Origin of the sequence: Streptomyces sindenensis (assembly GCF_014649035.1) — a bacterium.
Classification (GTDB): Bacteria; Actinomycetota; Actinomycetes; order Streptomycetales; family Streptomycetaceae; genus Streptomyces; species Streptomyces sindenensis.
The window spans coordinates 438772-465198 of record NZ_BMSG01000001.1; the positions used below are offsets into that span (position 1 = coordinate 438772).

A 26427-nucleotide genomic window follows, 5' to 3' on the forward strand; every position below is an offset into this window, starting at 1 on the left:
CCACCGATCCCGTTCACCCGTACGAGGAAACCGCAGGTCAGGCGATACGTTCCCGCACGACCGGCAGCGCCGAGAACGACGTGCCGGCCGGGGCGATGTCGTACGCCTCGGGAAGGGCCTTGAGGGCGTAGTCGAACTTCTCCGGGGTGTCCGTGTGCAGCGTCATCAGGGGCTGGCCCGCGGTGACGGTGTCGCCGGGCTTGGCGTGGAGTTCGATGCCCGCGCCCGCCTGCACCGGGTCCTCCTTGCGGGCCCGGCCCGCGCCGAGGCGCCAGGCGGCGACGCCGACGTCGTAGGCGTCCAGGCGGGTCAGGACGCCGGAGGCGGGGGCGGTGACCACGTGCTGTTCGCGGGCGGTGGGGAGGGTGGCGTCCGGGTCGCCGCCCTGGGCGGAGATCATGCGGCGCCAGACGTCCATCGCGGAGCCGTCGGAGAGGGCCTTCTCGGGGTCGGCGTCCTTCAGGCCCGCCGCGTCCAGCATCTCGCGGGCGAGGGCGAGGGTCAGGTCGATCACGTCCTGCGGGCCGCCGCCGGCCAGGACCTCGACGGACTCGCGGACCTCCAGGGCGTTGCCCGCGGTGAGGCCGAGCGGGGTCGACATGTCGGTGAGCAGGGCGACCGTGCGCACCCCGCTGTCGGTGCCGAGCGCGACCATGGTGGAGGCCAGTTCGCGGGCGTCCTCGATGGTCTTCATGAAGGCGCCGGAGCCGACCTTGACGTCCAGGACGAGCGCGCCTGTGCCCTCGGCGATCTTCTTGGACATGATCGAGCTGGCGATCAGCGGGATGGCCTCGACGGTGCCGGTGACGTCGCGCAGCGCGTACAGCTTCTTGTCGGCGGGGGCCAGCCCGTCACCCGCGGCGCAGATGACCGCGCCGGTGGTGTCGAGGACGGTCAGCATCTCCTCGTTGGACAGGTGGGCCCGCCAGCCGGGGATGGACTCCAGCTTGTCCAGGGTGCCGCCGGTGTGGCCGAGGCCCCGGCCGCTGAGCTGCGGTACGGCCGCGCCGCAGGCGGCGACCAGCGGGGCGAGCGGCAGGGTGATCTTGTCGCCGACGCCGCCGGTGGAGTGCTTGTCGGTGGTGGGGCGGGAGAGCGCGTCGAAGTTCATCCGCTCACCGGACGCGATCATCGCGGCGGTCCAGCGGGCGATCTCGGTGCGGTTCATCCCGTTGAGCAGGATCGCCATGGCGAGGGCGGACATCTGCTCGTCGGCGACCTCGCCGCGGGTGTACGCGTCGATGACCCAGTCGATCTGCTCGGGGGTCAGCTCGCCTCGGTCCCGCTTGGTGCGGATGACGGAGATGGCGTCCATGGGAGTCCTTCCGGCCGGGTGCGTACGCAAGAGTCCTCGTTGACTCTACGCGCATAGAGAGGGGAAAGAGCGGTGGCCCTTCCGCTAGGGGAAGGGCCACCGCCGGGAGAAACGCGGTTCAGCCGAGGTGCTGCGGGTCTCAGCCGAGGTGCTGCGGTCCGAACGACTGCGGCAGCATCGCGTCGAGCGTACGGAGGCCGTCCGGGGTCTCCAGGAGGAGCTCCGGGCCGCCGAACTCGTACAGGAGCTGCCGGCACCGGCCGCACGGCACCAGGATCGCCCCGGTGCCGTCGACGCAGGTGAAGTGGGTCAGCCGGCCGCCACCGGTGGCCTGGAGCGTGGAGACCAGACCGCACTCGGCGCAGAGCGAGAGGCCGTAGCTGGCGTTCTCCACGTTGCAGCCGGTGACGGTGCGGCCGTCGTCCACCCGGGCGGCGACTCCGACCGGGAAGCCCGAGTAGGGGGCGTACGCCCGGGACATGGCGTCCCGGGCGGCCTCCCGGAGGGCGTCCCAGTCGGCCTCGCCGAAGGCCGGGGCGGTCGGGGGTGTCACTTGCCCTCGCCCTTGCGGTACGGCACTCCGTTGGCCTTCGGCATCCGCAGGCGTTGCGCGGAGAGCGAGAGGACCAGCAGCGTGGTGACGTACGGCGCGGCGTCGACGAACTGGCTCGGCACCTGGTCGGTCAGGAAGTACCAGGTGAACAGCAGCGCGGAGACGGCCGCGGCGATCGCCGCGGAGACGTACTTCTTCTTGTACAGCTGCCAGAACACCGCGATGACCAGCAGGATCGCCAGCAGGAGCAGCATCGCGTGGACGTTCTCGGCGCCGCCGCGCAGCTTGAGGCTGTCGGTGAAGCCGAAGAGCCCCGCGCCCAGCGCCATGCCGCCCGGCATCCAGTTGCCGAAGATCATCGCGGCGAGACCGATGTAGCCGCGGCCGCCGGTCTGGCCCTCCTGGTAGATGCCGGTGGAGACGATCGCGAGGAACGCGCCGCCGAGGCCCGCCAGACCACCGGAGACCGTGACGGCGATGTACTTGTACTTGTAGACGTTGACGCCGAGGGTCTCGGCGGCCACCGGGGACTCGCCGCAGGAGCGCAGCCGCAGCCCGAACGGGGTGCGCCACAGGATCCACCAGGTGGCGGGGACCAGCAGCAGGGCGACGACGGTGAGCAGGGACAGGCCGGTGACGAGACCGCCGATGATGCCCGCCAGGTCGGAGATCAGGAACCAGTGCTGTTGTTGCAGGTCCTGCATCCAGTCCGAGAGCCCCGGAACGGTGATCCGGTCGATGGGATCGATGCGCGGGGACTGCTTCGAGGAGCCGCCCTGGACGCCGTCGAAGGCGAAGTTGGAGAGGTAGCGGGTGACGCCGACGGCGAGGATGTTGATGGCCACACCGGAGACGATGTGGTTCACACCGAAGGTGACGGTGATGATGGCGTGCAGGAGACCGCCGAGGCAGCCGCCGAGGACGCCGAAGAGGACACCCACCCACGGGCCCCACTGGAACCCGGCCCAGGCGCCGAACCAGGTGCCGAGGATCATCATGCCTTCGAGGCCGATGTTGATGACCCCCGCGCGCTCGGCCCACAGACCGCCGAGTCCGGCGAGGCCGATCGGAACGGCGAGTGCCAGGGCGCCGCGGACCTGGCCGACGGAGGTGATGTCGTTGGCGCCGCTGATGACGCGGACCAGCGACACCAGGGCGAGACCGCCCGCGATGATCAGCAGGACGACGGGCAGGGAGAGCTTGCGGCGGTCCTTGCCCTTCTTGGGGGCGGGGCGTGCGGCGATGGTTTTGCTGGCGCTCACAGGGCCGCCTCCTTCTCGGTCGTGAGGGCGTGTCCGGCGGCGAGCTCCTCGCCGACCTTCTGCTGCTGGCGGCGGATGCCGTAACGGCGGACCAGCTCGTAGGAGACGACGACCGAGATCACGATCAGGCCCTGCATGATCGTGGCGATCTCCTTCTCGTACCCGTACTGGTCGAGCGAGGCCGAGGACTTGTCGAGGAACGCGATCAGCAGGGCGCTGAGGGCGATGCCGAGCGGGTTGTTCCGGCCCAGCAGCGCGATGGTGATGCCGGTGAAGCCGATGCCCGTGGGGAAGTCGAGGCTGTAGGTGTGGGTATCGCCGAGCAGGGTCGGCATACCGGCCAGGCCCGCGACGGCGCCGGAGATCAGCATCGAGGTGAGGATCATCTTCTTGGCGTCCACGCCGGAGGCCTGGGCCGCGGTCTCACTGGCCCCGGTGGCGCGCAGGTCGAAGCCGAACCGGGTGCGGTTCAGAACGAACCAGTACAGGACACCGCAACCGGCGGCGACGAAGGTGAAGCCGTAGATCTCCCCGGCCATGTCGCCCATGGGCAGCCCCGGGAACCAGCCGGACTCCGGGATCTCGCCGGTGGTCAGGTTGTTGGAGCCGGGGGGCTGCTCGCCGAAGTTCTTCGGCAGGATCATCCAGGCGACGAGCGCGGTGGCGATCGAGTTGAGCATGATCGTCGAGACGACCTCGCTCACCCCGCGGGTGGTCTTGAGGAAGCCGGCGATACCGGACCAGAAGGCGCCCACGAGCATCGCGACGATGACGATCAGCGCGATGTGCAGCGGCCCCGGCAGATCGACGCTCGCGCCGACGAGCGCGGCCATCATCGCGGCGAGGCGGTACTGACCGTCGACCCCGATGTTGAAGAGGTTCATCCGGAAGCCGACGGCCACCGCGAGTGCGGCGAGGTAGTACGTGCCGGCCTGGTTGATGATCAGGACCTGTACGTCGGCGTAGGAGGCCGATTCGAACATGATCCGGTAGGGCTCGAAGGGGTTCTGCCCGGAGGCGAGCAGCACCACGGTCGTCAGCACGAGGGCGACGACCAGGGCGAGCACCGGGCCGGCGAAGCCCAGGATCAGCCGGTCCTTGTCGAATTTCTTCATCGGGCCTCGTCCTCCGAGCCTTCGAGGTGACCGGCGGCGGCGCCGGTCATGGCCGAGCCCAGTTCCTCCGGGGTGATGGTGGCCGGGTCGGCGTCGGCGACCAGCCGGCCGCGGTACATGACGCGCAGGGTGTCGGAGAGCCCGATCAGCTCGTCCAGGTCGGCCGAGATCAGCAGCACGGCGAGCCCTTCGCGGCGGGCCTCGCGGATCTGGTCCCAGATCTGGGCCTGCGCGCCGACGTCCACACCGCGGGTGGGGTGGGCGGCGATCAGGAACTTGGGCGCGTGGCTCATCTCGCGGCCGACGATCAGCTTCTGCTGGTTGCCGCCGGAGAGGGAGGCCGCGGTGACGTCGATGCCGGGAGTGCGGACGTCGTACTCGCGCACGATGCGCTCGGTGTCGGTGCGGGCCGCCTTGTTGTCCAGCAGCCAGCCGCGGCTGTTGGGCTTCTCGGTGACATGGCCGAGGATGCGGTTCTCCCACAGCGGGGCGTTCAGCAGGACGCCGTGGCGGTGGCGGTCCTCGGGGATGTAGCCGATGCCGGACTCACGGCGCTTGCGGGTCGGGGCGTGCGAGATGTCGTCGGAGCCGAGGGTGATGACGCCGGCGTCCGGGTCGCGCATGCCCATGAGGGCCTCGATGAGCTCGGTCTGGCCGTTGCCCTCGACGCCCGCGATCCCCAGGACCTCGCCCTGGTGGATGGTGAAGTCGATGCCGGCGAGCACGTCGCGGACGGTGCCGTCGGGGTCGGTGACGGTGAGTTCGAGGCCCTGGACCCGCAGCATGGGGACGTCGGTGACGGTGGACTCGCGGGTCTCCGGCGAGGGCAGCTCGCTGCCGACCATCAGCTCGGCGAGCTGCTTGGTCGTGGTGTTCGCGGGGTCGGCGGTGCCCACGGTCGTACCGCGGCGGATGACGGTGATCTCGTCGGCGACCGAGAGGACCTCGCCCAGCTTGTGCGAGATGAAGATGACCGTCAGGCCCTCGGCCTTGAGCTCGCGCAGGTTGGCGAAGAGTGCGTCGACCTCCTGCGGCACGAGGACCGCGGTCGGCTCGTCCAGGATGAGGATGCGGGCGCCCCGGTAGAGCACCTTGAGGATCTCCACGCGCTGCCGGTCGGCGACCCCGAGGTCCTCGACGAGCGCGTCGGGCCGGATGCCGAGCCCGTACGCGTCGGAGATCTCCATGATCTTCTTCCGGGCGCCGGAGCCGATGCCGTACAGCTTCTCGCCGCCGAGGACGACGTTCTCCAGGACGGTGAAGTTGTCGGCGAGCATGAAGTGCTGGTGCACCATGCCGATGCCGCGCTCGATGGCGTCACCCGGGTTGGCGAACGAGACCTGCTCGCCGTCGATCGCGATGGTGCCCTCGTCCGGCTTCTGCATGCCGTAGAGGATCTTCATCAAGGTGGACTTGCCGGCGCCGTTCTCACCGACGAGCGCGTGGACCGTGCCCTTGCCGATGGTGATGTCGATGTCGTGGTTGGCGACGACGCCGGGGAAGCGCTTGGTGATGCCGTGCAGTTCTACGGCAGGGGGACTGCTGGACGCGTTGATGACGCACTCTCCTTGGCCGGACAGGAGCGGGGGCGGAGGGGCTCGGGGGGCTCGGGGGCCCTGGGGGGCGGGGGTGAAGTTATCGCGCCGGAGGACTGTCTACACGCGTAGCGCTGCCGAATCGTGAAACACGGGTGCACGTCGTGGCCCGGACGCGGGGTCCGGACCGGGCGGGAGAGCACTGCGAGAGGCGGATCTTCTTCGAGTGGTGCTGCGGACGACCTGGCCGTCGGGCGGGGATGGACCCGCGGCCCTGTCCGTCCGCCGGCCGGGATGCGGCGCGGGGACGGACAGGGCCTGGGGAAACCAGCCGTTCGGCGGGAGAGGCGCCGAGCTGCTTACGGAGCGGTCTTGACGGTGATCTTGCCGTCGATGATCTCCTGCTTGGCCTTGTCCACGGCCTCGATGACATCGGTCATCTTGGTGAAGGCCGGGTTGGACATCGACAGGCCGACGCCGTCCTTGTCCAGGCCGTAGCGGATCTCACCGGTCTCCGGCTTGCCGTCCTGGACCGACTTGATCAGGTTGAACACCGCGTCCTCGACGTCCTTGGTGACCGAGGTCAGGATGGACTCCTTGTAGGCCGCGAGGCCCTTCTGCTTGTACTGGTCGGAGTCGACGCCGATGTTCCACTTGCCGGCCTTCGAGACGGCCTCGATGGCGCCGGAGCCGGCCAGACCGGCGGCCGAGTAGATCACGTCGGCCTTCTTGTCGAGCTGGCCCTGGGCGGCGGCCTTGCCGAGGTCGGGCTTGGAGAAGCCACCGAAGTCCGGCGGCTGCGTCAGGTACTGCGGAAGGACGTTGACCGAGGCGTCGGTGTCCTTGACGCCCTGGACGAAGCCGGCCTCGAACTTCTTGATCAGCGGGGTCTCGACACCGCCGATGAAGCCGACCGTCTTGGACTTGGTGACCTTGGCGGCGGCGACGCCGGCGAGGTAGGAGCCCTGCTCCTCGTTGAAGACGATGTTGGCGATGTTGTCGCCGGTCACCGAGGCGTCGTCGATGATGCCGAAGGTGGTCTTCGGGAACTTCGGCGCGACCTTCTTGATGGCGGGCGCGTAGGCGAAGCCGACGCCGATCACCGGGTTGTTGCCGGAGCGGGCCAGCTCGGTGAGGCGCTGGACCTTGTCCGCGTCGCCCTCACCGTCGGAGGGCTCGGCCTCGCTGCCGGAGATGTCGAGGTCCTTCTCCGCCTTGGCGAGACCGGCGTAGGCGGCGTCGTTGAACGACTGGTCGCCGCGGCCGCCGATGTCGTAGGCGATGGCGGCCTTGTCGCCGCCCGAGCCGGACCCGGAGTCCGACGAGTTCTCGCCACACGCGGTGACGCTGAGGGCAAGCGCCGCGGACGCAATGCCCACGGTGGTGATCCTGGTGATCCGGCGCAAGGGAAGGCTCCTTCAAACCTGACCGAAGCGCCTCTTCCGGCGCTGGTTTCGCCGCGATCGTAACGCGCGTAGATGTCAGATAAGAGCACGTACGGAAGCCGTTATCGGATCGTCGCGAACAGAAGCCACCCGCAAGGCGGCACGGGAGTCCACGAACGGACTACGAAGACTGCGTCAACGCTTCACGAACGGCCGCCGTCGAACAGGGCGGCGGCGGTGAACAGCTCGACTCCCACGGTGATGGCTTCTTCGTCCACGTCGAAGTTGCCGCGGTGCAGATCGAGCCCGCGCGTGTCGCCCGGGGTCCGGACGCCGAGGCGGGCCATCGCGCCGGGCACCTGCTCCAGATACCAGGAGAAGTCCTCGCCGCCCAGGCTCTGCTCGGTGTCCTCGATCGCATACGATCCGCGGCGCTCGGTCATCGCGGCGTCCAGCAGGCCGATGGACTCGGCGTCGTTCACCACGGGCGGCACGCCGCGCACGTAGTTGATGACGGTCTTGGCCCGATGCATTCCGGCCACCTCGTCCACGGCGGCGTGCACCAGGTCGGGGGCCTCGCGCCAGGCGTCCAGGTTCAGGCAGCGGACGGTGCCGGACAGCTCGGCGTGCTGCGGGATGACATTGGGGGCGTGCCCGGTCTCCAGGCGGCCCCAGGTCAGGGCGAGTCCGGCGCGGGCGTCGACGCGGCGGGCGAGCAGCGCGGGCACGTCGACGGCGATCCGGGCGGCGGCGGTGACCAGGTCGGTGGTCAGATGCGGGCGGGCGGTGTGGCCGCCGGGCCCGTCGAGGGTGATCTCCAGCCGGTCGCAGGCCGAGGTGATGGCCCCGACGTGCAACCCGATCCGCCCGACGTCGACCTTGGGGTCGCAGTGGACGCCGATGATCCGGCCGACGCCTTCCAGCACCCCGGACTCGATCGCGTCGACCGCGCCGCCGGGCAGGACCTCCTCGGCGGGCTGGAAGATCAGCCGCACGGCGTTGGGCAGCCGCCCCTGCCGGTCGAGGTCGGCGAGCACGAGGCCCGCGCCGAGGACGGTGGTGGTGTGCACGTCGTGCCCGCAGGCGTGCGCCCGGTCGGGCACGGTGGACCGGTAGGGCACCCCGGCCTTGGTGTCCGGGATGGGCAGCGCGTCGATGTCCGCCCGCAGGGCCAGCATGGGCGTGACCCCGTCCCACTCCCCCACGTCGCACATGAGCCCGGTGCCGACGGCCAGGACCTTGGGCTTCAGCCCGGCCTTCTCCAGCCGGTCCTTGATCGCGGCGGTGGTCCGGAACTCCTGGTTGCCGAGCTCGGGGTGCATGTGCAGATCCCGGCGGAAGGCGATCAGCTCCTCACGGAGTTCGTCACCGAGCCGGCCGGGCAGCGCACCTCCCCCGGGCTGGTCGGCCGGGCTGTGGGGGCGGGCGGCGCGGGACTTCAACTGGTTCACCTTATGAAGCGTAGGCCCCTCGGCCCCCCAACTGGCCATGGATCTAGGAAATTTCAGCCGTGCAGGCGAACAAAGTTCGGGTGAGGACGTGTGACGGAGGGTGGTTGCGGGTATACCGGATCCCCTTCTCGGGGCCGGACGGCACCCCTACGCGTGGGCCGTCGAGGTCAGCCGCTGCACCCCCCGTGCCGTCTCCGTGACGCCGCTCAGGAAGCCCTGGGCGCGCGGTGAGGCCGTGGCGCGGAGCCATTCCGGGGCGATGTCGCAGACCGCGACGTTCACGCCCGTGCCGGCCAGGGCCAGCGGGAGGGTGTGGACGACCGTGGAGGGGAAGCTGACGATCGTGCGGCCGATGGGGCCGCGGCGGGCGATCAGTTCCAGGGGGAGGTCGGGGCGGACGATCTCCAGGCCGGTGACGGCTTCCAGCGCGTGGAGTTTCTCGACGGACTCGCGGCGGTGGGCGAAGTAGCGGGTGGCGCCGTGGGCGCGGGCCAGGGAGGCCACCGCCTCCTGGTACGGGACGGGGTCGACGACGCCCGTCTCGACCAGGGAGGTGCCGACGAGGTCCGCGCCCCTGCCGATGGCGGGCGGGCCGAAGCGGGCCCGGGTCCAGGCGAAGGTGTTCGGGGTGACCGCGACGCCGGGCGGAGCCTCGACCGGCATCGCGGTGAACACCTCGACCGTGTGCCGGGCCGTCGGGGTGAAGCGGCGGCGGGCGGTGGCGGTGACCGGGGCCAGGACCAGTTCGCGCGGTCCGGTACGGTCCCGGCGGTGCCAGCGGGTCAGCCGTTCGCCCCGGGCCAGCTGGGCGACGAACTCCATGGTGGCCGTGCCGTCGTCGACCACCGTGAGGCGGTTGGCGCGGACCAGGGTCAGCAGGAGCTGGACGTAACGCGAGAACGGGTCGCCGATCACGATGTGGTCCGCGCGCCGGACCAGGCCGGCCAGGGCGCGCAGGGCCTTCAGGGGCGCGCCGGACTCGCCGCGCGCCTCCTGCCAGCGGACCGTGATGCCCTCGTCGCGGGCCAGCTCCGCCATCCGGCGCAGCTGACCGCGCGACATCGGGTCGACCGGGGGGAGGACGACGACCGTGGTGGCGGTCGGGTCGTCTCCCCCCTGGGTGTGAACCCACTCCAGGACGTTCAGGAGCTGGACCGGGCTCTCGACGAAGGCGAGGTTCACCGGTCGGCGCTCAGACCGCGACCGGCTCGGGGGCCGGCGCGTTCTCGGTCTCGGCGACGACGCCCGCAACGCGGCGGAGCTTCTTCATCGGGCCGAGCTCGGACTCGTACACCTTCTTGACGCCGTCGCCGAGCGACTGCTCGATGGTGCGGATGTCGCGGACCAGGCGGGTCAGGCCCTGCGGCTCGACGGAGGCGGCCTGGTCGGAGCCCCACATGGCGCGGTCGAGGGTGATGTGGCGCTCGACGAAGGTGGCGCCGAGGGCGACGGCGGCCAGCGTGGTCTGGAGGCCCGTCTCGTGGCCGGAGTAGCCGATCGGGACGTTCGGGTACTCCTGCTGGAGGGTGTTGATGACCCGGAGGTTCAGCTCCTCGGCCTTCGCCGGGTACGTCGACGTGGCGTGGCAGAGAAGGATGTTGTCCGAGCCGAGGACCTCGACCGCGTGGCGGATCTGCTTCGGGGTGGACATGCCGGTGGAGAGGATGATCGTGCGGCCGGTGGCGCGCAGGGCGCGCAGCAGCTCGTCGTCGGTGAGCGAGGCGGAGGCCACCTTGTGGGCGGGGACGTCGAACTTCTCCAGGAAGGCGACGGCCTCGGTGTCCCACGGGGAGGCGAACCAGTCGATGCCGCGCTTGGCGCAGTGCTCGGCGATGGCGGTGTACTCGGCCTCGCCGAACTCGACGCGGTGGCGGTAGTCGATGTACGTCATCCGGCCCCACGGGGTGTCGCGCTCGATGTCCCACTGGTCGCGCGGGGTGCAGATCTCCGGGGTGCGCTTCTGGAACTTGACGGCGTCGCAGCCGGCTTCGGCAGCGGCGTCGATGAGCGCGATGGCGTTGTCGAGGTCGCCGTTGTGGTTGATGCCGATCTCACCCGTGATGTAGACGGGGTTGCCGGGGCCGGCGGTGCGGGTGCCGAAGGTGCGCAGGCGGGAGGTGCTCATGGTGGTGCTTCCTTACTTGGTGGGGACAGAGGGGGAGGACGTGGTGGTGAGGGTGGGGCCGAGCAGCCAGGCCGCGATCTCGCGGATGGCGCCGTAGCCACCGGGGGTGGTCGTGACGGCCCGCGCGGCGGCGCGCACCGAGTCATGGGCGCTGGCGACCGCGACGGGCCAGCCGGCGAGGGAGAAGCAGGGCAGGTCGTTGACGTCGTTGCCGACGTAGAGGACCCGGTCGGGGGCGATGGACTGCTCGTCGCACCAGCGCTTCAGTGCCTCGTCCTTGCGGTCGATGCCGTGCAGGACGGGGATCTGGAGCTTCCGGGCCCGGGCGGCGACGACCGGGTTCTGCTCGGTGGAGAGGATCAGCAGGGGCACGCCGGCCTTGCGGAGGGCGGCGATCCCGAGTCCGTCGCCCCGGTGGACGGCGACGGTCTCGCGGCCCTCGGAGTCGACCATGACCCGGTCGTCGGTCTGGGTGCCGTCGAAGTCCAGGACGACCGCGTCCACGTCCGCGAGGGAGGGCAGCGGCGAGGGGTCCAGGAGGGGGGCGAGGGCGCGGGCGCGGGCCAGGTCGTGCGGGTCGTCGATCTCCAGCACTCGCGCCGGGTCGGTGGGGACCAGGGCGGTGTGGCCGAAGAAGCGGTGGCGGTGGGTCCGGAAGCCCGCCGCGTCCATCGCGTAGGCGGCGCCGGTCTCCAGGTAGTCCTGGGGGCGGTCCTGGCGGCGCGGGCGTACGGACTTGTCGTGGTTGACGCCGTACGTGCTCTCCTCGACCGCGTGCCCGTCGCGCCAGACGAAGCCGTGGAACGGGGCGACCGTGACGGCCGTGTCCGCGTCCTCGTGGGCGACCGCCCGGGCCACGCCGTCGATGTCCTCGCGGGAGACGAACGGGCTGGTGCACTGGACGAGGAGGACCACGTCGACGGTGCGGGCCCGCTCGGCCTCGTAGACGTCCAGGGCGTGCAGCACGGCCGCCTCGCTGGTCGCGGTGTCGCCCGCGATGGCGGCGGGGCGCTCCACGCAGTGCAGCCGGTGGGCGGCGCGCAGGTCGGCGGCGGCGGTGCGGGCGGCCTCGGCGATCGCCCCGTCGTCGGTGGTGACGACGACGTCGGTGACCTCGGGGGCGCCGAGCGCGGCGCGGACGGCACGGGCGACCAGGGGGATGCCGCCGACCTCGGCGAGGTTCTTGGCGGGGACGCCCTTGGATCCGCCGCGGGCGGGGATCACGGCGAGGACGGTCGGGGGCGGCTGCATCGCTGCTCCTGGTGTGGTGGCGGTTCCTGAAGTGGCCGAGGCCGCTGGACTGGTCACAGCTCCCCCATCCGGCGGATCACCGGGGCGACGCGCTGGACGCCGTGGCGGTAGGCGCCGCGGGCCGCGTTGCGGACGGTTTCGCGGACCGCGCCCCGGACCCGGCCGGTCTCCTGCGGTGCGGCGGCGCCGGGCAGGGGTGTGCCGTCGGGGGCCAGGTGGTGGCGGGCGAGGATGCCGGGGAGGTAGCCGGGGGCGGTGGCGGGCGTGTAGTAGGGGGCGAGCTGCGGGAGTCGGCCGCCGTCGAGGAGGGCGGTGACCTTGGCGCGGGCGGTGTCGTAGGCGGTGCCGTACGAGCCGTCGGCGGCGACGCCCTGCCCTGCCACCCACTCCGTGTCCGGCCGGGGCCGGGCTCCGCCGTCGAGCCGGTCCCAGGAGGTGAGGAGCCCGGATCCGACGAAGTGGTGGTTGCCGAGCGTCTCGCGGACGCCGAGGTCGGTGAGGATCGCGGTCGGGATGCGGCGGTGCAGGGACTCCAGCGCGGCGGTCGAGGAGACGGTGACCAGGAGGTCGGTGCGGTCCAAGACCTCGCCCATGTGCCCGTACACCAGGCGGAAGTTGGGCGGCAGCCCGCCGGGCAGCCTCTGCGCGAGCTTCTGGTAGGGCAGTTCCTCGATGTGCGTGGTGTGCTCGCCGGGCTTGGAGCGCAGCTTAAGCAGCACCTCGCGGCGCGGATGCAGCCGGGCGTGCTCGACGAGCCGGCGGAGCAGGTACGTGCGGTCGGCGCGGGAGGCCGGTACGGAGGGCTGGGCGGCGAACACCACGGTGTCGCGGCCCTCTTCGGGCTGGTACGGGGCTCCGCCCAGGAAGGGCAGGGCGGCCTCGGTGACGGCCGACGCGTCGGCGCCCACCCCCTCGTACACCGCGCGGAAGCGTTCCGCGTCGTGGGCCGAGTTGGCGAGGACGACGTCCGCCCCGTGGCGCAGCAGGAGGCCGTCGGCGAGCTTCTCGTAGACGACGCCGACGTATCCGGTGACGACGACGGGCCGACGCGGGAGGTTCAGGGCGGCGATGCCGTGCAGCATGGCCTGGACGCCGCCGCCGACCAGGGCGAGGACGACGAGGTCGAAGCCCTCGTCGCGCACGGTGTGCAGGAACTCGACGGCGGTGACCTCGCGGACCCGCTCGGCGTCGATACCGACCTCGCCGACCTCCGCGAGCTGGCGGGGTGTCGGGGTGGCCCTGCCGCGCAGCAGCAGCCCGCTGACCTCGACGGGGTGCGCGTCCTGTCCGTCCCCGGCGGCCCCGGCGGTCAGGCGGCGCGCGGTGAGCGCGCCCCATTTCCACCGGGTGTCGGAGTCGGCGAGGACGGCGACCCGGAGCGCCGGTCGGGCGGCGGGGGTCTCGGCCGGTTCGGCCTCATGGCTGGTACGTGGGGGCACGTCGAAGAAGTTAGGAAGGCATTTCGATGAGCGGCCCAACGCGATGGCAACAGATGGTTAACAGCGAGCCGACGATTGGGGGACCGCCCCGAACAGGCCCTCAATTCCCCTTCGGGAAAAGGTGATTCACCTGCACGTCGGTCGTTGTTCACCTGCTGGGCGCATTACGGAAAAGGAATGGGCCGGGGCCGCACCTAACGTGATGCGCGTGGTTAAGCTCTCCGTCATCGTGCCGTTCTTCAACGTGCAGACCTACGCGCCCGACACCCTGAGAAGTCTGCGGGCCAACGCCCGCGAGGACTTCGAGTTCCTTCTCGTCGACGACTGTTCGACCGATGGAACGCTTCCGCTGCTGCGCCGGGCCGCGGCCGAGATCCCCGGGGCCGTCCTGCTGCGGCACGAGGTGAACGGCGGTCTGGCGACCGCGCGCAACACCGGTCTGGACGCCGCCCGCGGCGAGTACATCGCCTTCCTGGACGGCGACGACTGGCTGGCCCCCGGCCACTACGAGCGGCTGGTGGCCAGGACCGAGGCGCTGGGCTGCGATTTCGTGCGCACGGACCATGTCCAGGTGAACGGCAAAGCGCGCACCGTACGCCGGGTTCCGCACGGGCCGCACGGGGTGGTGAGCGATCCCCGGGCCGCGATCCTGCCCGCCCACCGCACCACGTCGGTGGATTACGCGTTCGCCTGGGCGGGCCTCTACCACCGGCGGCTGCTGGACCGGGGGCTCCTGCACTTCACCGACGGGCTGCGCACGGCGGAGGACCGGCCGTGGATCTGGCGACTGCATCGGGAGGCGGAATCCTTCGCCGCCGTGGGTCTGCTCAGCCATTTCTACCGGCGCGGGGTGGCGACTTCCCTGACGCAGATCGGCGATGTGCGTCAGCTGGATTTCCTGCGGGCGTTCGACCAGGTGATCGCGGAGACCGCCGCCGACCGTGAGGCGGAGGTGTTTCTGCCGAAGGCCGTACGCACGTACTGCGCGATCATCGCCCACCATCTGGGCGACTTGGACAAATTCGAACCGGCCGTGGCCCGTGAACTGAAAGCGCGCGGCGCCGCGGCCCTGGGCCGTCTGCCGCAGCGGCTGCTGGACGAGGCGCTCGACGCCATGGACGTGACACGGGCGACCCGGGTGCGCAGGCTGCGCCGCCGTCCGGCCGCCACGAAGGGGGCCTCGGCCGCATGACCATCCGGATCTTCCACGCCTCCTCGCCCGGGGCGGTGGTGCTGCTCGCAGCGGCGATCGACGCGGGCTGCTTCACCGAGCCCGACCGCCGGATCCTGCTGCTGTCCCGGACCGGGCCCGCTCCGGAGGCCGTCGCCGATGTCTCGGAGAGCTTCGGGTTCGAGCGGCTGCGTACCCGGTTCGACGCGGTGTTCTCGTGGAACGACGCGATCGACCCCTTCCACCCGGACGGCTGGAGCCCCCGGGCGGACGACGCGCCGCTGTGGGAACGCCACTTCCGGCGGGCCTGGGGACTCGGCGAGGAGGAGTTGGAGCTCGTCGTGGACTCCCCCCACGCCGGCCCCGCCCGGGCCCTCACCCAGGTGTTCGCGGGCACCCCGGTCGATGTGTACGCGGAGGGGCCCGGCGGGTACGGCCCGACCGGGGAGAAGATCCCCCCGCTGACCGGGACCCGGGTGCGGCGGCTGCTCCATCCGGACCTGGTGGCCGGGGTGCGCCCGCTGCTGCTCGGTGAGTACGGGGTGGAGCCGCGCACCGTCCCGGCCGAGGCGATCACGAAGGTCGTCGCCGAACTCGCCGATGGCGATGTGCCGTTGCCCGCCGTCGAGGAACCGGCGTTGCTGCTCGGGCAGGATCTCGCGCAGGCAGGGCTGATCCCCGCGGCCGACGAGGCGGGGCTCCGGCGGGAGATGGTGCGCGGGGCGGCGGCGCTCGGTCACACCCGGCTGGTGTACGCGCCGGATCCGTACACGCCCTGGGAGAGCCCGGCGGAGCTGTGCGCGGAGGCGGAGCGGCTGGGCGTCGAACTGACGGTCCTGGACGGCCCGTTGCCGGTCCCGGCCGAGGTGCTGGTGCACCGGCTGCGGCCCGCGCTGGTCGTGGGCTGCACCTCGGCGGCGCTGTTCGGGGCGGCCCGGTTCCACGGTCTGCCGGTGGCGGCCGTCGGCACCGGGCCGCTGCTGGAGCGGCTGACCCCGTACGAGAACCCCGAGCGGACGGCGGCGACGCTCGCGGACGCGGTGCTGCCCGGGGTGGGCGATGCGGGGGCCGCAGAGGCTGCGGAGGTGTGGGCGGCGGCGGAGCTGGACGGTCTGCTGGCCGCCGTCGCCTACGCGATGCGGCCGAAGGTGCGCTCCGATCTGCGCCCGGCGGCCGAGCGCTACCTCACCGCGCACCTGGACAGCCGCACCTGGCGCTACTTCAAGCGCCGCCGCCTGGCCTCGCTCGCACTGCCCGGCGTGGTCCCGGCCCGGCTGGCGTTCCTCCGCTCGAACCCGGCGCTGCGCCGGGTGGTCCGGCGGGCGCGGGCGCTGCGGGGCGGGCGGGGCTGAGAGGCCCGGGGGGGCGCGAGGGGAGAGAAGGGGCGGGGGCTCGGGGCCGAGGAGTGCCGGGGGCGGGGGGCCGGGAGGCCAAGGCCGGGGAGGGCCCAGGGCCGGGGAGGGCCCGGGGCCGGGGAGGGCCCGGGGCCGGGGAGGGCCCGGGGCCGGGGAAGGCCCAGGGCCGGGGAAGGCCCAGGGCCGGGGAAGGCCCAGGGCCGGGGAAGGCGTTGGGCCGAGGAAGGCGTTGGGCCGAGGAAGGCGTTGGGGTGCTCAGCCCAGCACCCTGCTCGCCCCCGCCCGCCCCCACAACAGGGCCGCGCCGAACGACAGCGCCGTCGTGGCCACCGTGATCCCGGCCACGAGCGCCCCGGCGGCCGGGCCGCCCAGGTCCGCCCCGACCAAGGCGTCGGTGAGGACGCCGAGCACGAGGACATGCACCAGGTAGGCCCCGAACGACGCCTCGGACAGCCGGGTCAGTGTGGGGCGCATCCGCTCCGGGACCCGTACGCCGTGCAGCGACACCAGGACGCCGCAGCTGAACAGGGCCACCAGGACATGGGCGTACGGGATCGCGTAGTGCACCTGGTGCTGGTACGCGATCACCCCGGCGAGTCCGCCCGCCGCGAGCAGCAGCCAGGGCCACCGCCGCCTGCCGAACGCACCGGCCGGCGCCGCGAGCAGCAGCGCCCCGAGCACCGCGTAAATCAGCTGGTACGGAGCGAACCCCCAGCCGAAACGAGGCAGTTCGCGGCCGGTCGCCTCGGCCAGGTCGCCGAGGAGCGACGGGGCGGACGCCAGGACGAGCAGGACCGCGCCGAGGCCCCACGGACGCTTGCCCGCCCGGACCAGGACGACCAGCCCCAGAACCATGATCACGGGGAGGTAGGCGTACAGGTACCAGAGGTGGTAGGCCGGGCGGACCGAGGCGAACACGGAATCCAGGGCGAGCCCGCGGACCGGGTCGTCGTTGGTGTCGCGGAGCCTGCCCCAGGCGATGTAGAGCCCGGTCCAGACGGCGAGCGGCACGACGATCCGCACGATGCGCCGCCGCAGCCGGGCGCCGTCCTTGGGCGGGGCCCCGACCAGGACCACCCAGCCGGCGATGGCGAAGAACAGCGGTACGGCGAAGCGCCCGGCGGAGTCGGCGGTCAGCCCCGCCCAGTAGGTACCGGGCCCCTCCGACGCCGTACGGCCCACGGTGTTCACGAACGCCGAACCGGTGTGGAGGCCGATGACGGCGACCGAGCAGAGCAGCCGGACGAGGTCGATGTCGTAGCGGTGCCCGGCCCGTTCGGGGCGCGGTGTCTCCGGGGCCGCCACCGCCGGGGCGGGGGCGGTGGCGCTGGGCGGGGCGGGGGGTGTGGTGGACATGGCCTCAGAGGGTGGGTGGGGCGGGGCGGAGGGAGGGGGTGGGCCGGTCCTCGCCGGCGGCGGACCGGGGCGCGGGGACCACGGGGCCATCGCCCCGGTCCGGATCACCGAACGGGTCGGGCAGACCGGTGAGTTCACGCAGCCGGGCGAGGTTGTCCCGGGTCACCGACCACAGCGCCCGCTGCCGGTCGTGGACGTCGGACACCGCCGCCGGATGGTCGGCCAGCACCGCCAGGGCCCGCTCCGCGAGCCGGGCGCCGAGGGCTCGTTCATGGACGGAGACGCCCCAGTCGGGCCGGTCGATGTCGGCCAGGAAGTAGGCCAGTTTGGGGTGCGAGACCAGGCTGATGACGGGGGTGCCGCAGCCGAAGGGGATCATCCCGGCGTGCCCGCGCATCCCGATCACCAGCCGGGTGCGCCGGTAGACGTCGCGGATGGCGTCGTTGGAGAGCAGGTACAGCGGCTCCACGGGGAGGGTGAGGCCGTGCTCGCGGCGCAGATCGTCGACGAAGCGCTCGTCGGCGGGCATGTGCGCGGCGTAACGCACCTCCGCCGCACCGGAGACGGCGCGGATCGCGGATGCCGTCTCCGCGAGGAAGTGCCCGTAGTCGTGGCCGAAGCGGAGTCCGGCCCGGTCGTAGGCGCAGTTGAGGAGCACGGTGTCCTCGCGTACCGCCGGCCCGGCGAGGCGGGGGTCGAGACGGCGGGCGACCGTGGTGGGGCAGGGCTGGTAGCGCACCTTCTCGCGGAGGGAGGCGGGCAGCAGTTCCCTGACCCGGGCGACGGAGCCGTGGTTGCGCAGCCCGAAGAACGCGGACCGCTCGACCAGGGCCCGCAGGGAGGCCGCGAACCGCTCGCGCCGGTAGCGCTGGCCGTCGAAGACGTTGTAGCCGACGGCGAAGACCGCCAGGGGGGCGGTGATCCGGGCGAGCACGTCGTCGGGGATGTTCCACTGCCAGCCGCTGTTGCCGTTGGGCGCGGTGTCGGGGAGGAAGAGCCCGCCACCGCCGACGATCACGGCCCGCCGGGCGTTGAGGCGTTCGAGGCCGGCCTCGTCGACCAGCAGGTGCGCGTGCCGTTGGTGCCAGCGGTCGGGACCGGTGTCAGCGGTGAAGCAGCTGCGGACCGCCTCGGGCAGCACCTTGTCGCCCGCGTTCTCCTCCCCGTCCGCGAACAGGGCGACGTGGGCGAGCTGTTCACCGGGCGGGATTTCCGGGGTGCCCGGGGCGCCCGGGGTGCCCGGGGCGCCCGGGGTGCCCGGGGCGCCCGGGGAGCTGGTGCCCACCGCGGCCTTCTCCGACGTGCGGGTGTACCAGGCACGGCAGTTGGCGTCCGTCGGGTCGGACTCCAGACCGGCGAGCGCGTACCCCCGGGCGTCCTCGGTGCGGCCCAGCAGCCAGGCCAGGCGGGCGAGTTGGCCGTACGCGCGCGGGGCGAAGTCCGGGGACGCGGTCGCCAGGAGGAGGTGCGTCTCGGCCTCCTCGTACCGCGACAGCGCCATCAGGCACACCCCGAGCGTCTCGTGGCAGCGCGGCAGGTCGGGGCGGCCCGCGACGGCCTCCGCCAGCAGGGCGACGGCCAGGTCGTGGTGTCCGCGCCCCCGGTGGATCTCGGCGAGCTGCCGGACCAGGTCGATCGGCGGCCGGGACCCGTCGGGGAACGGGAGCGCGAGGTGCAGCAGGAGATCGGGGTGTTTCGCGCCGGGGAGGGCGAGGTAGGCGGCGCGGAACGCCTCGTCGTCCAGGTCGAAGCGCGCCCGGGCCTCATGGGCGGGCCCGGTGCGGCACTCCGGCACGCCGGCGAAGTTCAGGACGGCGACACCTTCGGGGACCGCCAGGTCGTCGCGGAGCCGCAGCGCGCGGAAGTCGTACCGGTGGTCCAGGGGTACGAGGAGGCTCTCCGGGATGTCCTGCGCGGCGGCGGCAGGTTCGGGCCGGTCGAGGTCCTGGCGCTGGATCACCAGGAGTCCGTCGTCGGGGGTGCCGTTGCGCGGGTCGGGGACGCCGTCCGGGCCAAGGCGCGGCACGGCGGCCACGCCCGTACGGAGTCGCATCAGGAGGTCGATCCCGCCGAGGACGACCAGGGCGGGGGTGAGGGCGAGGACGGTGTCGTAGCCGTCGAGGCGGAAGATGTCCTGGCGCCCGGCGGCCGTGCGCGGGATCAGCCGGGGGTGCAGCCGGTGGGCGGCGTCGAAGGCGGCGTCCGGGAGGCCGGGGTGCAGGAGGACGACGTCCTCGCAGAGCGCCGGGTTGGTCAGCGCGAGGCTGCGCAGGAGGACCTGGAGGCCGGGCAGTCGGCCCACGTCGGCGACGTACACGGCGAAGGCGATCCGGCGCTTCCCGGTGACGGCGCGGCGGTCGTCGGCGGAGGCCGGGACGGGCCCGGCCGCGGAAGCGGACACGGAGGCGGGCCCGGCCACGGAGGCGGAGACGGGGGCGGGCCCGGCCGCGGAAGCGGAGTCGTGCGTCGTCATCCGAGAGTGATCCTCACTGCGGTGTCGTCCGTTCTCCCGGCCCGCGCCCCGATCCACTCCCGCTCGCGCGGAGGCAGGGCCGCCGGCCCTTCGAACCCGATGAGGTCCACCCGGGCGGGGGTGCCCAGGAAGTCGAGGAGCCGCAGCACGGTGTACTCGGTGCTCGCGGGCCCCGCCGCGTCCACCGCCTCCGCGAGCAGCGCGGGATCGTGCAGCGGGCGGCGCAGGGTCGCGTCGCCGATGCGGTCCTGGGCACCGGGGACGAGCCTGCTGCGCAGGGCGAGCCGCCAGTGCGGGAGCGGGTCGCCGAAGACCAGCCGGGCGGTGGCCCTGCGGTCCCACCGGGGGCCCTTCCAGGGCGTGTTGCCGCGCAGGGAGACGGCGTGCAGATCGGTTCGGGCGGCGGGGGCGGCATGGCGTACGGCGTCGCAGCGCACGACGAGGTCGTACCCCTCGATGAGGGCCGCCAGGGCGCTGCCGGGCCGCTGCTCCTGCTCGGCGGTGTGCGGGGTGTCAGCGACCAGGCACACCGTCCGGCCCGCGAGGAACCGGCGCAGACCCGGTACGCCGATGGGTTCGGCCCCGCCGAGCAGCGGATCGGCCATCAGGTCGCGGCCCGAGAGCCGGCGGTGCTCGGCGTAGAGGGCGGCGAGCCGGCGTACGGCCGGGTCGGCGGCGCCGCGTTCGGTGGTGCGGAGCCGGACGAGCTCGGTGAAGGCGACGCGGGCCTCGGCGACGGGGAGCCGGCGGGAGAGGCGAACAGCCCCGTCCGTGCCTCCGTCCCTGCCCGCGGCGCCGGCCCCGGCCAGCTCCAGCGCCTCGTCGATGCGGTCCCCCGCCGCGCGGAGGGTGGTGATCCGGCGTTCGACGTCACGGGAGGCGGCGGTGTTCCGCTGGAGCGCGAGATGGCGTTCGTACGCGGTGATCGCCTCCTCGCTCCGGCCGAGCGCGTCCAAGGCGTTGCCGCGCAGCCGCCAGGCCCCCTTGGAGCGGGCGCGCAGGGCGGTCGCCTCGTCGGCCAGGGCCAGGGCGAGGCGCGCCCCGGCGTCGCCGCCGCTGTCCAGGGCCTGCTGCCCGGTCCGCAGCAGGGCGTCGAAGGCGTCGGCGCCCGGGGTGGAACACGCGGTGGTCAGGGCGCCGATCGACGCGATGAGCCGGGTGCGGCGGGCGTCGGTGAGCGGGCCGGACGCGGCGAGTTCGGCGAGGTGGTCGCCGCAGTGCCGCAGAGCGGCCAGCAGCGCCGGGTCCGGTCCCCCGCCGGGGCGGGCCCGGGTCGGCGTGCCCGGCCGTCCCGCTAGCGTACGCACTGACGTGAGCAGCCCGGTGAGGGTCTGGCCCATGCTCGTTCCGCCGTTCTGTGAGTCGGACGCCGGCCCCGGGGTTCGAGCCCCGGGGCCGGCCCGGGTCAGAGACCCAGGGTGCTGCGGGTGCGCCGTACGGTGCGGCGCAGCCGGACCGCCGCGCCCCGGGGGCCGCCACCGGGCAGGGTGAGGCTCTGGAGGCGGCGGCGCTTGAAGTAGTGCTGGGTGGTGGGGTCGAGGTGCTCCCGCAGCCAGGTCTCGGCCTCGGGGCGCAGCCCGGGGTTGAGCTTGGCCTGCATGCAGTAGCCGACGGTCCGCAGCAGCGGGGCGAGGGTGTCCGGCGCGGTGCGCGGCAGGCGGGGGACGCCGTCGGAGCCCTGTGCTTCCGCGCCACCCGGGCCGTCCGGGCCGCCCGGGGCGTCCAGGTCGGGGACCAGGTGGTCGGTGATCGTCAGCGGGATGCGGTTGCTGTTCTCGTACGGGGTGATCCGGTCGAGGACGAGCCGGGTGCCGACGCGGGCGACGGGGATGCCGTAGTACGCGGCGGCGGTGAACATCGCGGTGGAGAAGCAGCCGACGACGAGGGTGGGCGCGCACCGCTCGTACAGGGTCTCGGCGAGCAGCGGGCTGTCCAGCGTGGTGAGCCGTACGCCGAGTTCGGCGGCGGCCTCGTCCAGGGCGCGGGAGTAGCGGGCCGGGGCGGTGGGGTGCGGCTTGAAGAGGATGGAGGTGTGCCCGGCGCGGGCGGCTCCGCGCAGCATCCGGATGTGCAGCTCCTCTTCCTCCTCCGGGGTGAGGATGGTGAGGGCGGCGAGGTACTGGCCCAGCAGCATCGCGGTGGGGGCGGCGGCCTCGGCGGCGGCGAGCCCCTTGTCGCCCTCGGCGGCGGCGGCGATCTCGGAGAGGACGGCGCGGAAGGCGTCGTCGGGGACGAGTTCGGGCTCGACACCGGCCTCGGCGAGGAGGAGCGGGCGCACTCCGGTGACCAGGTCGAGGTGGAGGACGCGCCGGATGCGGCAGGCGATGGACTGGGGCATCCGGTTGCGGGTGGGACCGTAGCTCATCAGGCCGTCGGCGTAGACGTGGACGGCGCTCTCGGAGAAGATCGCGGCGAGCGCGCGGGCCGGGTTGACCTGGATGGACTCGACGGCGAGGTCGACGGGGGCGTCGGGGGCGATGTCCCAGGCGAGGCGGAAGGCCCGCTGCCACAGGACGGTCTCCTCGGAGCGGGGGCCCCAGCCGCTGGGGTGGTGCGGGCTGATGGCCTCGTTCCAGTCGACGACGGCGTCGAAGCGGGCGGCGAGGGATCCGTAACCGCGCATCTCCTCCAGGCGCAGGGCGGTCTCGGGCACGGCCGCGTTGTTGGAGACCAGCAGGATGCGGTGGCTGTCGGTGGCCCGGCCGAACTGTCCGGCGTCGAGCGCGGCGGCGAGGGTGGCCGCGCCGTACAGGGTGGAGACCTGGAAGATCTGGGTGCGCGGGGACGTGCGTACGGGGGTGGCTGCGGGGGTGGCGGTCATCGGTCAGGCGGCCTTCTGCTTGGTGCGCAGACGGCTGAGCAGCGTGCCGCGCTTGTCGTCGATCTGCGTCAGGGTGCGGTCGAGCACGTCCTGCGGCATCCGGCCCAGCGCGGCGCTCGACTCGGCGCGCAGCTTCCGGGCGGTGGCGGGCTCGTAGTCGTCGGCCTTCTCGTTGTGGAAGGCGATCATCGCGCAGTAGGTACGGACGGCCTTCGGCAGCAGGGCGTCCGCGTCCCGGTCGGCACGCAGCTGGTCGAGCAGCGTGTCGTAGGAGGCGAAGAAGTCGAGCTGCCGGGCGTCCTTGATCTGGGTCAGGGAGGTGGTGACCCCGCGCCGGTAGAAGATGCCGTAGAGACCGAGCGCCGCGTAGGTGCGGGCGCGCAGATGGAGCTGCCAGATCCACAGCCGGTCCTCGGCGGTGCGCAGTTCGGTGGCGAAGCGCTGGGCGCCGTCCGCGAAGAGCCGCCGGTGGTAGATCCCGGCCCAGACGAACGGGTAGTCGACCATGGTCTCGCGCTCGGGCACGCCGATGCCGTCGCGGGGGTCGAGCAGCGTGTCCCGGAGCGGGGCGGGGGCGCGCCGTACGACGCGGGTGGTGCCGGTGGACTGGACGTGGTCGGTGCGGGCGAAGTCGCAGTCGAGGTCCTCGGCGGCGCGCACCAGCCGGGCCAGATGGCCGGGGGCGTACCAGTCGTCGCCGTCGAGGAAGGTGAGGTAGTCGCCCTCGGCGGCGTCGATGCCGCTGTTGCGGGCGGCCGCGATGCCGACGTTCGTACCGTGTCTGATCACCCGGGCGCGCGGCAGCCGCTCGGCCCAGTGGTCGACGATGTCCTGCGTGCCGTCGGTCGACGCGTCATCGACCAGCAGGAACTCGATGTCCGGGTCCGCGTTGCGGGCCAGACTGCCCAGCGTGGTCGGGGCGTAGGCCGCGACATTGTGGAGCGGTACGACAACGGACAGTTTCGGCACGCGCGCCCTCACCTTCGATCATGGTCCCGACAACGTAGTGAGAGCGCGGAAGGATCGGGTGACACCCGCCACGACAGCGGGTGAACTCTGCGCGACCGCCGGATGGCCGGGCGCGCGCGCCGGAGAACGACCCGCGAGGCTTGACCTCAACTCCACTTGAGGTTCTACGTTCCGGGGCATGGACTTCTCACACGACGACGCGGGGCTCGCCCTCCAGCCGATCGGCTACTGGAGCTGGGCCGCGCACGAGGCGACGGTCACCCACATCAGGTCGGCACTGGCCGAGGACGGACTCACACAGCCGCCCTGGTGGGTGCTCAACCAACTGGACGGGGCGGACGAGGAGGGACGGGGCCGGGGCGAGGTGGTCACCCTGCTCAGCGGCTACCTCGACACTGGGGCCGACGGCATGGAGGAGGCCGTCGACGGCCTCCTCCGGCAGGGGCTGGTCACGGAGGACTCCGGGTCCCGGCTGCGGCTGACGCCCGAGGGGCGGGCGCTGCGCGAGAAGGCGTACGCCCGGGTCGCCCGGGCGAGGGCGGAGATCCACGAGGGCATCGACGACACGGAGTTCGTCGCCGCGCTCAAGGTGTTGCAGCGGATGATCCACAACGTCGGGGGGAAGGCCTGGCACCACTGAGACCTTGCACCACGGACGCCTGGCACCACGGACGCCTGCACCGCGGGGGACGGCCGGGCCGGCCGTCCCCCGGGCTACACGCTGCTGAGCGAGAGCTTGGCGGCGAACCCGAGGAACAGGACGCCGGCCGCCGAAGTGGCCCCCGCCGACAGCCGCTTGCGGCGGCGGAAGGCGGCGGCCAGCCGGGTGCCGCCGAAGATCAGCACCGAGAGATAGGCGAAGCTGGCGAGCTGGAGCAGGGTGCCCAGCACCAGGAACGACAGGGCCGGGTAGGCGTAGCCGGGGTCGACGAACTGGACGAAGAAGGAGATCAGGAACAGGATCGCCTTCGGGTTGATCAGGCTGACCACGAGCGCCCGGCGGTAGGGCCGCTCCACGGGCCCCGCCGCGGCCCCGGAAGCCTCCGCCGCCCCCTCCGCCCCGACCGTCTCGACGAGTTCGGCGGTACGCCGGTGCCGCTCGCGCCACAGGGCGACGGCGGCCCGGAGCATCCCGATGGCCATCCAGGTCAGATAGGCCGCGCCCGCGTACTTGACGATCGCGAAGAGCAGGGGCGTGGTCGTCAGCAGGGACGCGGCGCCCAGGGCCGCGAGCGTCATCAGGACGGCGTCCCCGGTCCAGACGCCCGCGGCGGCCTGGTACCCGGTGCGTACGCCGCGCCGGGCGGCCACGGAGAGCACGTAGAGCGAGTTCGGACCCGGCAGAAGGACGATCAGCGCCAGGCCGGCGAGATAGGTCGGAAGATCGGTGACACCCAGCATGGACGGAGTGTCGCACGCCGGTACGGGTCGCCGTCCAGGCGGTTTCACCAGGCGGTAGGGACCGTCGGGTGCCGTACGGCAGGGGCCCGGTCCCGACCGCCCGGACCCGGCCGTGATCCACCGGCGTCACCCCGGGGGTCTGGACGCGCGGCCCCCGTCCGGCGGAGGATTCGCTGACCGGGCCGGACGGGAATCCACACAGCATCCGTACAGGAGGCACCGGGCCGACAGGCGACGCAGGGGGACCGAACATGGTGAACACGGAGACGGGCACGGAGACGGGCACCGGCACGGGCATGGAGACGGGCACGGGCGGCGGGTGGGACGGCCGGGGCGTCCGGGGCGGCCGGAGCGGGCGAGGCTCGCGCGGGGCGAGGGGCCCGCACGTGACGAGGAACACGCCCGGCGCGCGTACGTCCGAGGCGATACCGGACCGTCGCGTCGCCGCCGTGTCCCTCGTCGCGCTGGCCGCCCTCGCGACGGGGTGCGGGCCGGGTACGGCCGCAGGGGCGCAGGACGCGCCCACGCCGGCGCGGGCCACGCAGGCCGCCGCGCCCTCCCCCACGCGCTCCGCTCCCGCGACCGAGGACGCGAAGCCGCGTACCCCGTCACCGGCCGGCCCGTCGGCGTCCACCGCCGCGCCGAGCCCGAGCCCGACCCCCGACCCGGTCCCGACGGCCGCCCGCCCGGCCCCGGAACCGAGCACCGCACCGCCACCGCGCGTCCTGATGCGGACCGGGTCCGAGAGCGACCGGGTGCGCGAACTCCAGGCCCGGCTCCGCCAGATCGGCCACTTCGGGCGCACCCCCACCGGCTACTACGGCTCCGTCACCGCCGACGCCGTACGGTCCTTCCAGGCCAAACGGAGCCTGCCGGTCACCGGCTCCACCGACGAGGTGACCTGGCGGCGGCTGCTGGCGATGACCCGGGTGCCAACGGCCGCCGAACTGCGTCCGCCGACCGAGCGGCCGGTGGCCGCACCGGACGAACGGTGCCTGAAGGGCCGGGTCCTGTGCATCAGCAAGAAGAGCCGGACCCTGGCGTGGATGATCGACGGCAGGGTGGTCTCGGCGATGGACGTGCGATTCGGCTCCGAGTACACGCCCACCCGCGAGGGGGCGTTCGAGGTGTTCTGGAAGTCCCGGGACCATGTGTCGACCCTCTACGACACCCCGATGCCGTACGCCCTGTTCTTCAGCGGCGGTCAGGCGGTGCACTACTCCGCGGACTTCGCGGCCAACGGCTACGGCGGGGCCTCGCACGGCTGCGTCAATGTGCGGGACAAGAAGAAGGTCGCTGCGCTGTTCGACCAGGTGAGAAACGGCGACAAGGTCGTCGTGTACTGGTGACCGGCACCGGTGACCGGGCGATGTGACGAGGAGAGGGCGCGGGCGGGACCGGGGGAACGTGTCCCGCCCGCGCCGATGCGCTGAGCCGAAGGTACGGGGGG

The 26427-nt window shown here is 72.8% G+C and carries 21 protein-coding genes; 4 read left to right on the forward strand and 17 right to left on the reverse strand.

Features of this window, described 5'->3' with window-relative positions; all coding sequences use genetic code 11:
- Positions 1-37: 37 nt before the first annotated feature.
- The 11 genes from IE145_RS01960 to IE145_RS02010 all read right to left on the reverse strand — a co-directional run bounded on the left by IE145_RS01960 (position 38) and on the right by IE145_RS02010 (position 13431).
- Positions 38-1315, reverse strand: coding sequence for a thymidine phosphorylase (locus tag IE145_RS01960; RefSeq protein WP_189518187.1), 1278 nt, complete (start codon positions 1313-1315; stop codon positions 38-40).
- Between the two features lie 139 nt (positions 1316-1454).
- Entirely contained in the window at positions 1455-1868 is a 414-nt protein-coding gene (locus IE145_RS01965; RefSeq protein ID WP_189518188.1) for a cytidine deaminase, read from the reverse strand.
- Positions 1865-3130, reverse strand: a complete 1266-nt coding sequence (locus tag IE145_RS01970; RefSeq protein ID WP_189518191.1) for an ABC transporter permease — start codon at positions 3128-3130, stop codon at positions 1865-1867. Before IE145_RS01970 ends, IE145_RS01965 begins: the two co-directional genes overlap by 4 nt.
- A complete protein-coding gene (locus IE145_RS01975) occupies positions 3127-4245 on the reverse strand; it encodes an ABC transporter permease (protein ID WP_189518193.1) in 1119 nt (372 codons plus the stop codon). Before IE145_RS01975 ends, IE145_RS01970 begins: the two co-directional genes overlap by 4 nt.
- Entirely contained in the window at positions 4242-5825 is a 1584-nt protein-coding gene (locus IE145_RS01980) for an ABC transporter ATP-binding protein (RefSeq protein ID WP_189518615.1), read from the reverse strand. The genes IE145_RS01975 and IE145_RS01980 overlap by 4 nt, the downstream gene beginning before the upstream one ends.
- A 314-nt stretch (positions 5826-6139) precedes the next feature.
- Positions 6140-7186 (reverse strand): BMP family lipoprotein, encoded by a 1047-nt coding sequence (locus IE145_RS01985; RefSeq protein WP_189518195.1) that lies wholly within the window; start codon positions 7184-7186, stop codon positions 6140-6142.
- A 182-nt stretch (positions 7187-7368) separates the two neighbouring features.
- Positions 7369-8607, reverse strand: a complete 1239-nt coding sequence (locus IE145_RS01990; RefSeq protein WP_189518617.1) for an amidohydrolase — start codon at positions 8605-8607, stop codon at positions 7369-7371.
- A 156-nt stretch (positions 8608-8763) separates the two neighbouring features.
- Complete coding sequence (locus IE145_RS01995) at positions 8764-9798, reverse strand: hypothetical protein (RefSeq protein ID WP_189518197.1); 1035 nt, start codon at positions 9796-9798, stop codon at positions 8764-8766.
- A gap of 10 nt (positions 9799-9808) precedes the next feature.
- Complete coding sequence (locus IE145_RS02000) at positions 9809-10741, reverse strand: N-acetylneuraminate synthase family protein (protein ID WP_032763659.1); 933 nt, start codon at positions 10739-10741, stop codon at positions 9809-9811.
- A 12-nt stretch (positions 10742-10753) separates the two neighbouring features.
- On the reverse strand, positions 10754-11992 hold the full coding sequence (locus IE145_RS02005) for an acylneuraminate cytidylyltransferase (RefSeq protein WP_189518199.1): 1239 nt from the start codon (positions 11990-11992) through the stop codon (positions 10754-10756).
- A gap of 53 nt (positions 11993-12045) precedes the next feature.
- A complete protein-coding gene (locus IE145_RS02010) occupies positions 12046-13431 on the reverse strand; it encodes a DUF6716 putative glycosyltransferase (protein ID WP_189518201.1) in 1386 nt (461 codons plus the stop codon).
- A 208-nt stretch (positions 13432-13639) separates the two neighbouring features.
- Between IE145_RS02010 and IE145_RS02015 the strand changes: the two genes are divergently transcribed.
- Positions 13640-14623 (forward strand): glycosyltransferase family 2 protein, encoded by a 984-nt coding sequence (locus tag IE145_RS02015; protein ID WP_189518203.1) that lies wholly within the window; start codon positions 13640-13642, stop codon positions 14621-14623.
- Entirely contained in the window at positions 14620-15954 is a 1335-nt protein-coding gene (locus tag IE145_RS02020; protein WP_189518205.1) for a polysialyltransferase family glycosyltransferase, read from the forward strand. Before IE145_RS02015 ends, IE145_RS02020 begins: the two co-directional genes overlap by 4 nt.
- Before the next feature lie 258 nt (positions 15955-16212).
- Here the strand turns inward: IE145_RS02020 and IE145_RS02025 are convergent, their stop codons facing one another.
- From IE145_RS02025 to IE145_RS02045, 5 genes are all read right to left on the reverse strand, one after another.
- Positions 16213-17313, reverse strand: a complete 1101-nt coding sequence (locus tag IE145_RS02025) for an acyltransferase (protein ID WP_189518207.1) — start codon at positions 17311-17313, stop codon at positions 16213-16215.
- A 4-nt stretch (positions 17314-17317) separates the two neighbouring features.
- Entirely contained in the window at positions 17318-19786 is a 2469-nt protein-coding gene (locus tag IE145_RS02030; protein ID WP_189518209.1) for a polysaccharide pyruvyl transferase family protein, read from the reverse strand.
- Positions 19783-21126: a tetratricopeptide repeat protein gene (locus IE145_RS02035; RefSeq protein ID WP_189518211.1), complete on the reverse strand. Its 1344-nt coding sequence runs from the start codon at positions 21124-21126 to the stop codon at positions 19783-19785. The genes IE145_RS02030 and IE145_RS02035 overlap by 4 nt, the downstream gene beginning before the upstream one ends.
- Positions 21127-21191: 65 nt before the next feature.
- On the reverse strand, positions 21192-22607 hold the full coding sequence (locus tag IE145_RS02040) for a polysialyltransferase family glycosyltransferase (RefSeq protein WP_189518212.1): 1416 nt from the start codon (positions 22605-22607) through the stop codon (positions 21192-21194).
- Positions 22608-22610: 3 nt separating this feature from the next.
- Positions 22611-23576, reverse strand: coding sequence for a glycosyltransferase family 2 protein (locus IE145_RS02045; protein ID WP_189518214.1), 966 nt, complete (start codon positions 23574-23576; stop codon positions 22611-22613).
- 178 nt (positions 23577-23754) lie between these two features.
- Between IE145_RS02045 and IE145_RS02050 the strand changes: the two genes are divergently transcribed.
- Entirely contained in the window at positions 23755-24216 is a 462-nt protein-coding gene (locus tag IE145_RS02050) for a MarR family winged helix-turn-helix transcriptional regulator (protein ID WP_189518216.1), read from the forward strand.
- A gap of 74 nt (positions 24217-24290) precedes the next feature.
- On the opposite strand, the gene leuE is transcribed toward IE145_RS02050, so the two are convergent.
- Positions 24291-24977, reverse strand: a complete 687-nt coding sequence (leuE, locus tag IE145_RS02055) for a leucine efflux protein LeuE (protein ID WP_189518219.1) — start codon at positions 24975-24977, stop codon at positions 24291-24293.
- A gap of 251 nt (positions 24978-25228) precedes the next feature.
- Between leuE and IE145_RS02060 the strand changes: the two genes are divergently transcribed.
- Positions 25229-26326: a L,D-transpeptidase family protein gene (locus tag IE145_RS02060; RefSeq protein ID WP_373296555.1), complete on the forward strand. Its 1098-nt coding sequence runs from the start codon at positions 25229-25231 to the stop codon at positions 26324-26326.
- The last annotated feature ends 101 nt before the right edge of the window (positions 26327-26427 follow it).